General features: G+C 72.9%; 14 protein-coding genes. 4 read left to right on the forward strand and 10 right to left on the reverse strand.

Annotated elements, in window-relative coordinates:
* The 5 genes from JO379_RS31670 to JO379_RS31690 all read right to left on the reverse strand — a co-directional run bounded on the left by JO379_RS31670 (position 1) and on the right by JO379_RS31690 (position 4518).
* Positions 1 to 312 carry a DUF1490 family protein gene (locus JO379_RS31670; protein ID WP_130880449.1) on the reverse strand — a complete coding sequence of 104 codons (312 nt, stop codon included), beginning with the start codon at positions 310 to 312 and terminating at the stop codon, positions 1 to 3.
* A 112-nt stretch (positions 313 to 424) separates the two neighbouring features.
* Entirely contained in the window at positions 425 to 1315 is an 891-nt protein-coding gene (locus tag JO379_RS31675) for a metal ABC transporter permease (protein ID WP_209518191.1), read from the reverse strand.
* Positions 1312 to 2250, reverse strand: coding sequence for a metal ABC transporter ATP-binding protein (locus JO379_RS31680; protein WP_209518995.1), 939 nt, complete (start codon positions 2248 to 2250; stop codon positions 1312 to 1314). Before JO379_RS31680 ends, JO379_RS31675 begins: the two co-directional genes overlap by 4 nt.
* Positions 2250 to 3176, reverse strand: coding sequence for a metal ABC transporter solute-binding protein, Zn/Mn family (locus JO379_RS31685; RefSeq protein ID WP_209518193.1), 927 nt, complete (start codon positions 3174 to 3176; stop codon positions 2250 to 2252). The genes JO379_RS31680 and JO379_RS31685 overlap by 1 nt, the downstream gene beginning before the upstream one ends.
* Before the next feature lie 118 nt (positions 3177 to 3294).
* Entirely contained in the window at positions 3295 to 4518 is a 1224-nt protein-coding gene (locus tag JO379_RS31690; RefSeq protein ID WP_130880453.1) for an aromatic acid exporter family protein, read from the reverse strand.
* Between the two features lie 205 nt (positions 4519 to 4723).
* Here JO379_RS31690 and JO379_RS31695 point away from each other — a divergent pair, with 205 nt between their 5' ends.
* Positions 4724 to 6502: a protein-arginine deiminase family protein gene (locus JO379_RS31695; RefSeq protein ID WP_209518195.1), complete on the forward strand. Its 1779-nt coding sequence runs from the start codon at positions 4724 to 4726 to the stop codon at positions 6500 to 6502.
* A 36-nt stretch (positions 6503 to 6538) separates the two neighbouring features.
* On the opposite strand, the gene JO379_RS31700 is transcribed toward JO379_RS31695, so the two are convergent.
* Together JO379_RS31700 and JO379_RS31705 are read right to left on the reverse strand one after the other, a co-directional pair.
* Positions 6539 to 7216, reverse strand: a complete 678-nt coding sequence (locus JO379_RS31700) for a histone deacetylase (RefSeq protein WP_307842195.1) — start codon at positions 7214 to 7216, stop codon at positions 6539 to 6541.
* Positions 7217 to 7237: 21 nt separating this feature from the next.
* Complete coding sequence (locus JO379_RS31705) at positions 7238 to 7624, reverse strand: hypothetical protein (RefSeq protein WP_130880455.1); 387 nt, start codon at positions 7622 to 7624, stop codon at positions 7238 to 7240.
* A 226-nt stretch (positions 7625 to 7850) separates the two neighbouring features.
* Between JO379_RS31705 and JO379_RS31710 the strand changes: the two genes are divergently transcribed.
* Positions 7851 to 8057: a cold-shock protein gene (locus JO379_RS31710; RefSeq protein ID WP_130880456.1), complete on the forward strand. Its 207-nt coding sequence runs from the start codon at positions 7851 to 7853 to the stop codon at positions 8055 to 8057.
* On the opposite strand, the gene JO379_RS31715 is transcribed toward JO379_RS31710, so the two are convergent.
* Complete coding sequence (locus JO379_RS31715; RefSeq protein WP_209518197.1) at positions 8005 to 9828, reverse strand: cholesterol oxidase substrate-binding domain-containing protein; 1824 nt, start codon at positions 9826 to 9828, stop codon at positions 8005 to 8007. The two genes, JO379_RS31710 and JO379_RS31715, sit on opposite strands and share 53 nt — an antisense overlap.
* On the reverse strand, positions 9825 to 10610 hold the full coding sequence (locus tag JO379_RS31720; RefSeq protein ID WP_130880458.1) for a polysaccharide deacetylase family protein: 786 nt from the start codon (positions 10608 to 10610) through the stop codon (positions 9825 to 9827). The genes JO379_RS31715 and JO379_RS31720 overlap by 4 nt, the downstream gene beginning before the upstream one ends.
* A 150-nt stretch (positions 10611 to 10760) precedes the next feature.
* Here JO379_RS31720 and JO379_RS31725 point away from each other — a divergent pair, with 150 nt between their 5' ends.
* A complete protein-coding gene (locus tag JO379_RS31725) occupies positions 10761 to 11303 on the forward strand; it encodes a TerD family protein (RefSeq protein WP_209518199.1) in 543 nt (180 codons plus the stop codon).
* 28 nt (positions 11304 to 11331) lie between these two features.
* Here JO379_RS31725 and JO379_RS31730 read toward each other — a convergent pair whose 3' ends face one another.
* A complete protein-coding gene (locus tag JO379_RS31730; RefSeq protein ID WP_209518201.1) occupies positions 11332 to 12348 on the reverse strand; it encodes a hypothetical protein in 1017 nt (338 codons plus the stop codon).
* A gap of 140 nt (positions 12349 to 12488) precedes the next feature.
* Between JO379_RS31730 and JO379_RS31735 the strand changes: the two genes are divergently transcribed.
* Positions 12489 to 14063 carry a diacylglycerol/lipid kinase family protein gene (locus JO379_RS31735; protein ID WP_372449125.1) on the forward strand — a complete coding sequence of 525 codons (1575 nt, stop codon included), beginning with the start codon at positions 12489 to 12491 and terminating at the stop codon, positions 14061 to 14063.
* Positions 14064 to 14094: the final 31 nt, after the last annotated feature.

A 14094-nucleotide genomic window follows, 5' to 3' on the forward strand; every position in this document is an offset into this window, starting at 1 on the left:
TCAGTGCTCGTGTCCGTGGTCGTGGTCCTCGACGCCGACCGCGGAGGGCGGGGGCGCCTCCTCGCCCAGGGTGGTCCGGGCCTCGGCCAGTACGTCCCCGGCCTTCAGCCGGGCCTCTTCCGCCGCCCCCGCGAGCCACCGGCCGGCGACGATGCCGCCCGCGATGCCTCCCACGAGCGCCTTGCGCGCGGCCGGTTTCGCCTCGGGGAGCTTCTTGGCGGCTCCCCGGATGATCAGACCGCCCACCACGCCGGAGACCGCGTAATGCGCGAGACGGCCGGCTGCGGCACCGGCGATCGCGACGGGATGCATGAAGATCTCCTTCCGTCCGTGCCCGAAAACGGCTCGACGGAGTCTCCTTTTCAGTGTGCGCCCGTTCGGGCGACCGGAGCGAGCGGAGCCCACGCCGACCGCCCCGCCCGCCTCAGGCCGGTTCCGTGACCCTGCCGCCTTGCCGCGCGCCCAGGAGGCGGCAGACGAGATAGATCACGAAGGAGAGCGTCGTGACGTACGGACTGATGGGGACCGTGCTGCCGACGGCGAGCAGGATCCCTCCCTCCATCGACACCAGCGCGAAGACGACGCTCAGTACGGGCAACAGCACGGGCGAGGCCGTGACCCGCGCGGCGGCGGCCGCGGGGGTGACGAGCAGCGCCAGCACCAGCAGCGCCCCCACGATCTGTACGCACAACGCGACCGCGAGCCCGAGGACCAGCATGAACGCGGGGGACAGGGCCCGCACGGGGACGCCCCGGGCCGCCGCCACCTCCGGGTCGACGCTTGCGAACGTCAGCGGCTTCCACATGATCGCGAGGGCGGCGAGCGCCACGGCCGAGGTGCCGAGGAGCCACGACATCCGCGGGGTGTCGACGGCGATGATCTGGCCGGTGAGGATGCCGAACTTGTTCGCCGTCCGGCCCTTGTAGAGGGAGAGGAAGAGCACGCCCAGCCCCAGGCCGAACGGCATGATGATGCCGATGACGGAGTTGCGGTCGCGGGCGCGGACGCCCAGCACCCCGATCGCCCCCGCCGCCAGCAGGGAACCGGCGATCGCCCCCGCCACGATGTTCAGCCCGAGGAACAGCGCCACCGAAGCCCCGGCGAAGGACAGCTCGCTGATCCCGTGCACGGCGAACGGCAGATCACGCATGATCACGAACACTCCGACCAGCCCGCCGACCAGGCCGAGGAGAGCCCCGGCGATCAGCGTGTCGTGGACCAGACCCAGCAGCTCGCCGTAGTCGTCGAAGTCGAAGACCTGCCGCGGGACCGTGCCGCTCGCCCCGCCGACGGCCGGACCGCCCGGCCCGCTCACGGCGGCCCGTCGCCGTGCGGACCGCCCGGGTGCTCCGCCGCGGGACCGTCGGGCTGCCCGCCGGAGTGGGGGTGCGCGGGACCGTCGGCGCCCTCGTCAGGCGCCCCGACCACGACGACGCGGCCCCTGACCCGGACGACGTCGACCCGCGTGCCGTACAGCCGCGACAGGGAGGCCGAGGTCATCACCTCCTCCGGCGGCCCGATCCGGAACCCGCCGCCCGCCAGGTACAGCACCCGGTCCACCATCCCCAGCACCGGGTTGATCTCGTGCGTCACGAAGACGACGGCGGTGTCCGCGGAGCGGCGCCGCCGGTCCACGAGCTCGGTGACCGAGCGCTGGTGGTGCGGATCGAGGGAGAGCAACGGTTCGTCGCAGAGCAGGATCCGCGGGTCCGTGACGAGTGCCTGCGCGATCCGGACACGCTGCTGCTCGCCGCCCGAGAGCCTGCTGACCGGCACGTCCGCGTACGCGGTGGCCCCGACCACCGCCAGGGCCTCGTCCACCCGGCGGCGACCCGCGGCGCGCGCCCGCGACGGCCCCCAGCGGTGGCCGTCGAGGCCGAGCCGTACCAGGTCGCGTGCCCGCAGGACGGTGTGCACGGGCAGCGGCTTCTGCTGGGGAACGTAACCGATGTCGCTGCTGCCGCGATCGGGGGCGTGACCGAGCACCGACAGCGTCCCCGCGGTGAGCCGCTGCCGGCCCAGCAGCACCCGCAGCAGACTCGTCTTGCCGGAGCCGTTCGGGCCCAGCACCGCCAGGAACTCCCCGGGCCGCACCTCCAGGTCCAGATCACGCCACAGCACCCGGTCGCCGTAGGACAGCGCCGCGCCCCGCAGGCTGATCACCGGTGCGGCCGTCCCCGCGCCCTCGCCGGGGGGTGTCGCCCGGCGAGGGTGCGGGGAATGCGGTGCGGTCGTCTCCGAGCGGTCCATCACGTCCCCAGTGCCCGTCGCAGCGCGTGGACGTTGGCCGTCATCCAGCCGACGTAGTCCTTGCCCGCGGGGAGCGTCTCGGTCACGGGGACCACCGGGATCCCGTGGTCCTCGGCGGCCCGCTTCACCTTCTCCGTCTGCGGACCGGTGGTCTGCTCGTTGTACACCAGGGCCTTCACCCGCTTTCCCGTGAGCAGGTCGAGGGTCTCCCGCAGGCTGCCGGGGGAGACCTCGGTGCCTTCCTCGACGGCTTCGCTGAAGTCCGCCGGTGTCATGTTCCGCAGACCGCTCGCCTCCGTCAGATACAGCGGCAACGGCTCGGTGACCGCTACCGCGGCGCCTCCGTGATCCGCCTTGATCCGCGCCTCCTCGGCCTGGAGGGCGGTCAGCTTCCCCCGGAACTCCTCGGCGTTGCGGCGGAAGGCCGAGGCGTCGCCCGGGGCGGCCTTGGCCAATGCGTCCGCGATCCGGTCGGCCACCTTCCCCATGGCCGGAACGTCGTACCACAGGTGCTCATTGAGCTCCTGGCCCGCCGCCGGTGTCTTCCCCGAGACCCGCACGGCGTTCACGACCTGGGCCGAGGAATTCTTCGTGCCGCGCAGCATCCTGCCGACGAAGTCGTCGTAGCCGCCGCCGTTCTCGACGACGACCCGCGCCCGGGAGAGCGCCAGCTGGTTCTGGGTTCCCGCCTCGTACGAATGCGGGTCCTGCGACGGGTCGCCGATGATCGAGGAGACCTCGACCCGGTCGCCACCGATCTGCCGCACGATGTCCCCGTACACATTCGTCGAGGCGACCACGGGGACGGCGCCCGGCCGGCCGGTGGCGGAGGATCCGGCGCCGGACGAACCGCTCTCGCAGCCGAGGGCCAGCGCCGTGCACGTGGCCACGAGCAGCGCCGGGCCACGGGCCGAGGACGCCTTCATACGCGGCCTCCCGATCGGACGATCGAAGCGAAACGGAAACGGTTGTCACGTAATTGTCGCTCCGGGGGCCGGGCTCCTCCACCGGAGCGGCGTGCCGCGGCGGGCCGGCGAAGGGCGTTCACGCGGTGCTCCGCCAGCCGTACCGGCTCCTGCGCACCCGGCGCCGGAGGCCGGCGAGCAGCGGGTGCCTGTCCTGCTGCTCGCGGGAGCGGCGGTCGAGCTCGTCCACCAGCCGCCGGGACCGCTCCTCCACGTCCAGCTCGTCCAGGATCCGGTCGATCTCGGTCAGGATCGCACCGTGCAACTGCCATTGCCGGGGGTGTTCCAGGACGCGCACCAGCAGCAGGTCGGCGGCCCGGTCACGGCTGGCGCGGCCCGCGGCGAGCTCACTGACCAGCCTGTCCTCCGCGTCCTCGGCATTGGAGCTCACCTGCGTGGTGATCAGCACGGCGAAGCTCTCGACAGCGAGGGCGAGATGGGTGAACACCTCCTGCAACGCCCTCGCCACCTCCTCCTCGAACAAGGGCTCGTCCGTCCGCTCCTTGGCGAGGTCGGTCAGGGTCCGGCACGTCACCCGCAGGACGACCGCGGCGATCTCCAGGGCGTCGAGACCGGTCCGCAGCACCACCCGGAAGAGCTCTCCCTCCTTGACGCGGGGATTGAGCCGCAGACTGTCCTCGGCCTGCCGGAGTTCGGCGTCCACCTCCACGATGTCGTGGTCCAGCCGACGGGCCTCGTAGAGCCTGGCCGCGGCCTCCTCGACCGTCGTGCGGCCCTCGACCTCCTCGCCGATGCGCCGCAGCAGACGTCCCATCCGGCGCGACAGGTGCTCGATGGCCTCACTGGCCGGCTGCACCCACACCGGAGGGGCGAAGAAGACATTGAACAACAGCCCCACGATCGCGCCGATCAGCGTCTCCAGCACCCGGTCCCACGCGCTCTCCGCCACCCGGGTGACGCCGAGGACGAGCATGGCGCTGATCGCCACCTCGGGAACGAATTCCCCCGCCCGCGCGAAACGCCCGATGACCAGGGAGGCGAGGATGATCAGCCCCAGGCTCCACCAGGTGAGGCCCACCATGGTGGAGAAGCCGATGGCGATGAACACCCCCACCACCACGGAGTTCACTCGGCGGATGCTGGTGGTGAGGGTGGAGTAGAGGGTGACCTGGACGACGAGCAGGGCGGTCAGGGGTGCCGTCAGCGGCACGGGCTCGCTGCTCAGCGACAGTGCCACCACGTAGGAGATCACCGCGGCGGTGGTCGAACGCAGGGTCTGCGCGACCGCGGGTTCTTTGCCGCGCCGGACGAGGGTCGTCAGGGGATCGGGGAGGTCAGGCACTTAGTGCCTGTTCCCTCTCAGCCGCACCACAGACACCGTCCGACGCCGTGCCACCCGGGTGGCTCCACGCGTGCGACACACGGCCCGGAACCCCGTTCTCCCACCCTGAGCGGAGGCGTCCTCGCCGCCGACTGCACCGAAGGGCCCACCCCCGCTCCACCCGGTGGACGAGGCGCACGGCCGCCCCCGCCGACACAGTGAAGTCATGGACCAACCACCGAGCACCCGGCGGACCCGCGTCCGCGTCCTCGCCTGCGCGGCCGTGGTGGCCGCGGCACTGTCCCCCACCGCCGCGCGGGCCGGCACACCCGCCGCTCCCGAGCTGCGGGCCCCGCAGGGCACCGTGCTGCTGCCCAACCTCGACGACGACGCCCGGCGCTGCACCGTACGCCCCGGTGACCTGGACCGGCTGGACGTGGCCGTGGACGAGCGCCTCGCCGCCTGCCACGACGCCGCCGACGACCAGGTCAACGGCCCCGAGGACGCCAAGGACCTCACCCCGGTGCGCGTACGGCCGATGAGCGTGGGGAAACGGGCGACCGGGCGCGTCGCGGTACCCGCCGCCCAGCGCCCGTACGCACGGATCTTCATCGAGCGCGACGGGCGGTACGTATCCCTGGGCACCGACGGCCGCATCGGTGCCGAGGAGCTGCGACGGGGCGCGCGGCTGGCCGTCGAGGGGCGTGACATCGTGCGCGACCCGGCCCGGTGGGACGGCCGGATCACCGTGACCCTCACCGTCACCGAGCACGACACCACCCGCCGTGCCCGGGTGACCCTGCGCACGGCACCGGTCCTCCTGCAGCACGACCTCCAACGGGCCGAGCACGTCTTCGCCGCCGCACCCGGCCCGGGCACGGGACAGCCCGTCGAGATCCCGGCCGCCACCCGCCGCCCCGGCCAGTGGCGGGCCTTCGCCGACTCGCTCCGCTCGGCGGCCCGGAAGGCCGGCCTGCCCGAGGGCGAACTCCGCTTCCAGCGCGGCACCGCCCCGTGGTGGCGGGACGTCTGGCGCCAGGACATCGCCGAACCCGGATACGTCACCAAACCCACCCCCGACGGCCCGCACACCATGCGTGTCCTGCTGCGGTCCCCCAACTACTGGGCCTCCGAGGACGGCCGCTCGGCCAGTCTGCGCCGCTCCGGGCGGCTGCTCCACCGTGATCTGCGCGGCCCGGACGTGGCCGTCGTCCAGCAGTACACCCCGCACCGCGACAAGAACGTCGACGAACTGCTGAACTTCACCGGCAACCTCGAATCGCTGCCGCCCTACGCCGGCTATCCACGGGGCCGGATCCTCTACGGCAGCTCCGAGCACCGCCGCCCCGACCCCTCGTTCATCCGGATGCTGCGCGCCCAGGGACAGCAGCCACCCGTCGTCATCGACACCTCATGGCTGCTCGTCGGGCACGTGGACGAGACCGTCCACGTCGTACGCGCCGACAACGCGCGCGGCTGGACCCTCGCCGTCTCCGACCCGCGCACGGCGATGAGCCTGCTGAAGCAGGCACAGCGCGCCGGCGAGGGAGGGCAGCGACTGCTCGCCGATACCGTCGCCACGGACCGGCCGACCATCGACGAGTTCCTGCACCACGAACGCGTGAGCGGCGGCAACGAGGAGGCCGCGCGGCACATCGACCGACAACTCGACGTCCTGCTGAGGGCCACCGGCCTGAAGGCGGAGGAACTCGTGCGGCTGCCGGTGCTGTACGTCGGTATCGACCCCGGCGGCGGACTGCCGCGCCGCTCCGTGGCCGTCACCCCCGCCCTCGCCAACGGACTGTCCCTCACCGCACGGGACTTCGCCGCGCCCGTGCCGCACGGGCCGCGCGTCGCCGGACGGGACCTCTTCCGCGACGAGGCCGAGAGGCGGCTGACCGCGAACGGTGTGCGGGTGCACTGGGTCGAGAACATCTCCTGGGCCCACCTCAACGGCGGCGAGGTGCACTGCGCCACCAACGCCCTGCGCGAGATCCACCGGTGACGTCGACGGACGCAGGGGGACGGGCCCCTCGGCGGCTCAGAGGACGGGCCGTCGGAGTACGGCCGCGACCTCCGCGGGCGTCCAATGCCCCTCGGCTCCGGGACACCCGGCCAGATAACCGGCCGCCTGCCCGGCGGTCCAGCCGTGCGCCTCCATGAGACCCGAGGCGAGATGCCGCAGATAACCGGGGGACGGGGGACGGCCGGCCACCTCGCCGACGGCCCAGGGGGCGGTGAAGGTGACGACGGGAAGACCGTCCAGAAACCCCGGGCACACCAGGGTCTCGTACCGTCCCGGCCCGAGGCGCGCCCGGCCGTGCGCGATCACCTCCCGCAGATCCACCTCCCGTCCGGGGCTCTCGTACATCTCCTGAGCCGCGATGCCGGAGAACTGCGCCACCGAGAGGAGATAGGCGCGCGCCGGTGCCTCGCCCTCGGCGTCGGGTTCGTAGAAGGCCCGGCCCCCGCCCCAGACGGGCGACTCGGTGGCGAAGTACACGAGCCCCGGCAGCAGCACGGCGCAGGAGCGCTCGGGCTGCCGGCGGTCCGCGCAACCCGGGTACGTACGTGTCCCGCCGGGATGCCGGCCCCCGGCGAGGTAGTACGTCAGACGCCGCGGATCCATGTTGGAACCGTAGGCGGCGTACCAGACGCGGTCGATGGGCCCGGCGGGCACGCCCAAGGGGTCGAGCCGTCGGGGGACGACAGCGTTCACGGCCGGTCGACCGGTCCCGGCCTAGGGCGTGGACAGGGGCGTCAGCTTGAGCCGGATCTCCACTTCGTGCTCACCCGACACCGTGCCGTGCTCCTCGACGTCGAAGACCGCGGCCAGCTTCTGCTGGACCTGGCGCACGGGGTGGGCGGGGCCGAAGAGGTCCACGGTGACCGCGCCGGACAGGGGCGCGGGGGCGGACACCGCGTCGCTGCGGGTCCGGGCGTCGACGATGGTGCACCAGATCACGGGGTTGTCCGCCGTGGACCGCGACGCGCGGGTCTCGCTGCGCGCCGGACCGGTGCCTTCGGGGAACGCGGTCTCCAGGGCGCCGAACACCACATTCGCGTCCTCGTGCCCGCAGTCGGTCAGATGAACACTGACGTGATCCGCACTCTCGGGGGCGCTCATCACCCGTGCTCCTTAGCCGTCGGGGACTGCCGGGCCGGAAATCCACTCCCACGGTACGGGGCGGGAGGCGCCTCGGCACCACGGCAGGGCCATCCGTGGCCCTGCCGTGATGCCGGGGCGTATTTCGCCGTTATGCGGGGAAAGGTCGGGAACGACCGGGGCCGGCAGCGACAGGCCGCCCCGGCGCGCGTCGTTCACGCGCGGATTCGGATGAGAGGCAAGAGGCATGGCAACAGGCACGGTGAAGTGGTTCAACGCCGACAAGGGATTCGGGTTCATCACTCAAGACGACGGCGGTCCCGACGTTTTCGTCCACTTCTCAGCCATCCAGACCACCGGGTACAAGGAGCTGCTGGAAGGCACCAAGGTGGAGTACGACGTCACCCAGGGCCCGAAGGGCCCGCAGGCGGAGAATGTCGTGCCGCAGTCCTGAGCCCGGGGCGGGTCCGCCGGGAGCCGCCCGGCGGGCCCGCCCTCAGCAGGGTGTCCAGCAGGGGGGTGGTGAAGACACGGTGCGGGTCGTAGCCGTCGAGGGTGCCGACCGCCCAGTTCCACGTGGGGTGCGGCCCCTGGAGGAAGGACTCGGGGATCCGCCCGCCCAGCACCGCCGGATCGCGCCAGGCGCCCTCGTCGGTGTGTGCCCATCGCTTGGACCACTCCACCCGGGGTGCCGCGTAGGAGCCGTCGTACGTGCGGTGGTAGAAGTCCTCGAGATCCCGGTAGAAGGAGTGCGAGCCGGGAGTCCCCGCGAAGGTCGCGACGTCGAACCAGACCGCCGTGTCCCAGTCGGGGTGCTCTTCGCGAGGGCGGACCGCGGAGAGCGCGGGAGGCTCCGCGTGCGGCACACCTGCCTCCGCCGGGTCGTCGAGGCCGCTGATCCTCATCTCGACGCCGATGTTGACCGGGAACAGGCCCCGCGCGCGGTAGTCCTCCAGCAGCCGCCGGTAGAACGCGGCGAACTCGGACACCACACGCTGCACCGATCCGCGGCCGGTCAGGATCGCGTGGCTGCCCAAGGTGCCGCGCACGGCGGTCGGTTTCACGAACAGCAGGACGTTCTTCGACCAGCCCCACATGTCCCAGGCCAGGCCCGCCGTCAGACCCGCCGCGGTGACGGTGTACTGGAGCTGTCCCAGAGCCGGGGTCAGCGCGGGCGCGCCCTTGACGACCCGCTCGGCCAGGTCGGAGACCGCACGGGGGACGGCGTTCAGAAAAGGGTAGTTGTACGGAGACGTCACCGGGCGGGACAGCGGGGGCCGCTGCGGGGTGACACTCCAGACCTGCACCCACGGGTGCGTGGTGAAGGGGAACCAGGAGACGACCACCCGCCCGGCGCGGTCCAGATAGCCGGCCAGACTACGGGCCCCGGTGCCCCGGCCCGGCGGTGCGAACAGTTCGGTGGCCGGCACGTCGAGGTGGTTGACGCAGCGCAGCCGGTAGTTCTCCCCCACCCGCAGGGTGACTTCGGTGACGAAGGACCGGCCGAGGTGGGTGAGGAACGCCTTGCAGTCGGGGTGCGAGCGCTCGAAGAGGCGCTCGACGTAGGAACGCCTGGCGCCGTCCCACACCACGGCCTTGAGCGAGACGACCAGATTGCTCAGCGAGCCGTAACCGTGCCCCGGCCTCCGCTGCTCGCCGCGCGCCGGTACCGCGCTGCCGTGCCCGTCCACCGCCAGCACGCCCCCCACCGTCAGGGCACCGACGACGGGCACCGCGGTGAGCCCGAAGCCGTGCCGCTCCAGGAAGGCGAGCAGGGCGTCCATGGTCGCCCCGGGCTGTACCCGTACGGCGGCGGGCGAGGCGGACTCCATGCGCATGGCCGTCAGATACCGGGTGGTGTCGACCAGGACGACCTTCGCCGACGCCGGGGTTCCGTCGGCCACGGTCAGCGGCGCCCAGCCGTGCCGGGCGCCGCGGGCCCGCACGGCGAAGCCCCGGGAGCGGGCCCAGTCGGCCACCGCGACCACCTCGGCGGAGTCCCGCGGGGCGCACGTCCACAGCGCGTCCGTACGGACCTCGCCGTCCCAGTTCTCGTAGATCTCGCGGTACAGCTCGACGGACGCGGGGAAGCCGGGCGGGGCGGCGGACGCGGCGGCGGCCCGGGGCTCCCGGCCGATCACCGTCCATCCGCCGGCCAGCGCGACGGGGGCGCCGAGCACGCTACGGCGCGACAGCCCCCCGGCCGGGTGCCGCTCCCGCGTCACCGGGCTCCTCGCCCGACGAGGAGGGTCCGCAGATCGACGATCTCGAAGCCGCGGGCGCGGACGGCGTCGATGATCCGGGGCAGGGCCCGGGCGTCGAGGACGGGCTCGTGACCGTCCGCGCTGCCGACGTGCAGCTGCACGATCTCCCCGGGCGTCAGGGCCGCCAGGGCCCGGTCGACGGCCTTTCGGACCGTCATACCGCCGGCCGTACCGAGGTAGCCGTTGGTGTCGGCGGTAAATTCGATGTCCGCGAACCCCAGGGCGTTGACCTCCGTGATCCCCCTCACCGAGGTGGCACTGTAGGGGAAGCGGAAGAACGGCAGCGGCACCGCGCCGGTCGCCTGACGAATGGCCCGGTCGGCCCCTGACACCTCCTCCACCACCTCGCGGTGGGTGAGTCCGCCGAACTGCGGGTGGCTGTAGGAGTGGTTGCCGATTCCGTGCTCGGCCGCCATCGCCCGCGCCGCCGTGGGGTGGCGCTCGGCGAACTGCCCCGTCAGGAAGAACGTGGCCGGGGCGTGCCGACGGCGGAGCACCTCCAGCACGGTGTCCACCCCGGCCCCGTCCCACGCGGCGTTGAACGTCAGTGCGACCACCGGCCGTGTGGTGGGAATCCGCCGGATCTCCTTGCCGAACAGACTCCGCACCGGCCGGGGATCGGCACGGTCCGCGTGCGGTGGGGGCACATCGCCCCTCGGCGCCCCCACCGGCCCCACGACCAGGGCCACGGTGGCCGACAGGGCGGTCAGGATCCGCGCCGCGGCGGTGGTCAATCGGTTCATACCCACCCAACGCGTCGGCCCCCGGACACGACACGGGCCGACCGCGGGCCGTGATGCGTCCACGCGAGGCCGACCTCAACTCCTACCCTGGGCGATACAATTGAGCCCGGACACATCTCCCGTCAGTTCCGGTACGAGGAAGGCAAGTCCGTGAGTGGTCTGAACAAGGGGCTCAAGAAGGTCGAGGTGACGCTCAAGTGGGACCCGAGTCCCTCGGGCACACCGGCCAACGACCTCGACATCGTCGCCGCGACCTACTCCGCGGACGATCCGCACGGCAAGCCCGAGTACGTCGTGCACTTCGACAGCCGGTCACCCGACGGCACCATCACCCTCAACAGGGACAGCCGTACCGGCCAGGGCTTCGGTACCGACGAGGCCATGACGCTGGAGCTGGACCGATTGTCCTCCCGGTACACCCGGGTCGTGGTGGGCGTCGTCATTCAGCAGGGCGACGGACGGAAGACCTTCGGCGAGGTGCCGAACACCGCTGTCCGGGTCCGTGAGGACCGTACGGAGCTGGTGAACGACGACTTCGTCGGTGTCTTCGACGCCACGGCGGCGACCGTCGCGGAATTCACCCGGGGCGCCTCGGGAGAGTGGGTGTTCCGCAAGGCCGTCCGCGGATTCGACACCGACCCGGCGTCCTTCGCCGCGCTGATGGGCCGGAACCCGAGCCTGCCGGATTTCTGAGCGGCCGTCGGGGGAGCGACCGTCCTGCTCAGCGGGGCGGGCGCCGTGCTCGCGACCGGCGGCGCACGTGCCAGACGCCCGCCGCGAGGAGGGAGACCGTGACGAGGACGATCAGGCTGGTGCCCCAGAACCCGCCGGCGAGCCGGACGTCCGCCGCGGCGAGCGCGGCGGCGGTGGCGAAGGGCACGACGGCGAGGGCGGTGAACCGCAGAACAGCGGCGAGGCCGGCCGCCCGGGGGACGCGGGGACGGCGTCCACGCTGTCCGAGCGGCTTGTCCGCGGCGCCCGGGGTGTAGAACCGCACGGCTTTCGCTCCGAGCCGCAGTGTGTTCCTCCGGTAGATCACCGCGAGTGCGGGCACCCAGATCAACGGCAGCACCATGCCCACGAGGAAGAGGGCCACGATCGGGACCGTCGAGATCACCTGCTGGAGCCGGCCGCGCTTCTCGCCCCCGCCCACGATGCCGAGGAGCGCCGCCATCCTGACGATCAGCGACCAGCGTGTCCGGCGGGGGATCCGGCCCCGTCCTCCGGAGGGATGACGGCTCACGTCGCGCAGGGCACGGGCGGCGTCCTCGGTCGTCGGGTACACGTCCTGGAGGACCAGCAGGTCCGCCACCCGTCCTTCGCTCCGGGCGTCGCGCCCGGCGAGGACGGCCAGTTCCAGCATCATGCGGGCCTGGGAGAGCAGGGCTGCCACGAAGCTCAGGGGCACGAGGAACACGAACGGGCCGCCCAGCACGGCGCCGTCGGCCATCGTCATGCGCGTCCCGTGGGCGATGACCTCCCTGCGGAGTTCGTCGTCCCCGGCCGACGGCTCGCGCTCCTTCCGGCGGGAAACCGAGGCAGCCGCCTGTGGTCCGAACCTCTGCACCGCGAAGAAGGACAGTTGCTCCGGCATGTGCTGCGGATCGGCCCAGATCCTCGGCAGCAGCGCCCGGGCCTCCACCGTCGCCCGCTCCTCCGGGCGGCCCGGGGGCGGCCCACCGGTGGTACGTCCGCTGCCGTTCATCCGGTCGCCCTTCTCGGAACGGTCCTCCTGCACCGGTCGTCCGGCCCGTACCGGTGGCCTTCCACTGTGGGCCCGGCGTACCCGGGCCTGCCTCACCCGTTCCGGGTGAGGATGATGCCCCTGCCGACGGTGAACATGGGACCAGAGCGCAGGCCGCGAAGCCGGGAGGTGCCATGGGATCCGTCATCGCGCGTGGGGCGGGGCAGCGCTGGACGGCGCGGCTGGCGGTCGTGGCGGCCGGCGGCGCGGGGGTGCTCCTGCTGTCCGTGGCGGGGCTCCGGAGCGTGGGGCTGGTTGCCGTGGGGCTCGGGGGCCTGGCCGTCTCGGCGGCGGCCGGGTGGTGGGCGCTGACGCGCCGGGGTGCGGTGCGAGGCGTCGCGCTGATCGTGGCGGTGGCGGCGCCGGTGGCCGTGCTCGCGTCGTACGTGGCGGCGAGGCTGCTCTGGCTCGTCCTGGTCTCCCTGGGACTGTGGGCTCTGGCCGCCGCCGCGGGCTGGGCCGCGCTGAGGGCGGACGTCCTGCCCAGCACGGCGCCCGGGCGTCCCGTCCCACCGCCCGAGCGCGCCTTCCTGCTGATGAATCCGCGCTCGGGCGGCGGGAAGGCGGTGCGCTTCGGCCTGAAGGAGAAGGCGCAGGCACTGGGCGCGGAAGTGCTGCTGCTCGACGCCGCCCGGCATGCGGACATCGCCGCTCTCGCGCGCGACGCCCTCGCCCGCGGCGCGGACCTGCTCGGCGTGGCAGGTGGTGACGGGACACAGGCGCTGGTGGCGGCCGTGGCGGCGGAGCACGGGGTGCCGTTCGTGGTGATACCGGCCGGCACGCGCAATCATTTCGCCCTGGATCTCGGGCTCGACCGGGACGACCCGGCACGGAGCCTCGAGGCGCTCACCGACGGGATGGAGTTCCGGGTGGACCTCGGACGGGTCGGCGGGCGGGTCTTCGTCAACAACGCGTCCTTCGGTGCGTACGCGGAGGTCGTGCAGAGCCCCGCGTACCGTGAGGACAAGGTCGGCACCGTCCTGCGGCTGCTTCCCGGTGTGCTGACCCACCGGCACGGTCCCCGGCTGGCGGTCGGCGCGGGTGCCGTCACTGTCGACGGCCCGCAGGCCGTTCTGGTCAGCAACAACCCCTACCGGGTCGGTGACCGTGCGGGGCTGGGCAGGCGCGACCGGCTCGACGGCGGGGTACTGGGCATGGTGAGCGTCCGGGCCGACAGCGCGGTGGAGGCGGCCGACCTGCTGCGTGGCCGGCGCGCGCCCGGCCTGGTCTCCCTGACCGCCGGCGAGGTCGTCGTCGATGCCGATCAGCCGGAGGTGCGAGCCGGCGTCGACGGTGAGGCGCTGACTCTGCCGACTCCCGTGCACTGCGTGTCGGAGCCCGGTGCGCTGCGCGTACGCGTTCCCCGGAACCGCCCGGGCGTCCCGCCGGCGCGACCGCGCCTGGACTGGCGGCGCCTGTGGACGCTCGCCTTCACGCCGGGCCGCGCCGACGGTCCGCCGGCCGCCGAGCGGGTCCGAAACGCCCGCTCCGGTGGCTCCGATCACGATCGGAGCCACCGGGGACGGCCGGAGTACCGGGGGACTACCCGAGCCGGACGAGCTTCGAGCCGAAGCCCGGTTCGCTCAGGTCCTTCTGCAGCGCCACCGGCACCTTCGCCGCGCCCGGACCGTCGCCCACCGTCAGCACACCGACCTCGGTACCGGCCTTGGCCTCGTGCGGAACGGCCCGGCCGCCGTCGGCGAGCGTGAAGGTGGGCTTCAGCCCCGGCCAGCCGGCGCT

Origin of the sequence: Streptomyces syringium, from assembly GCF_017876625.1 — a bacterium.
In the GTDB taxonomy this organism is placed as follows: Bacteria; Actinomycetota; Actinomycetes; order Streptomycetales; family Streptomycetaceae; genus Streptomyces; species Streptomyces syringius.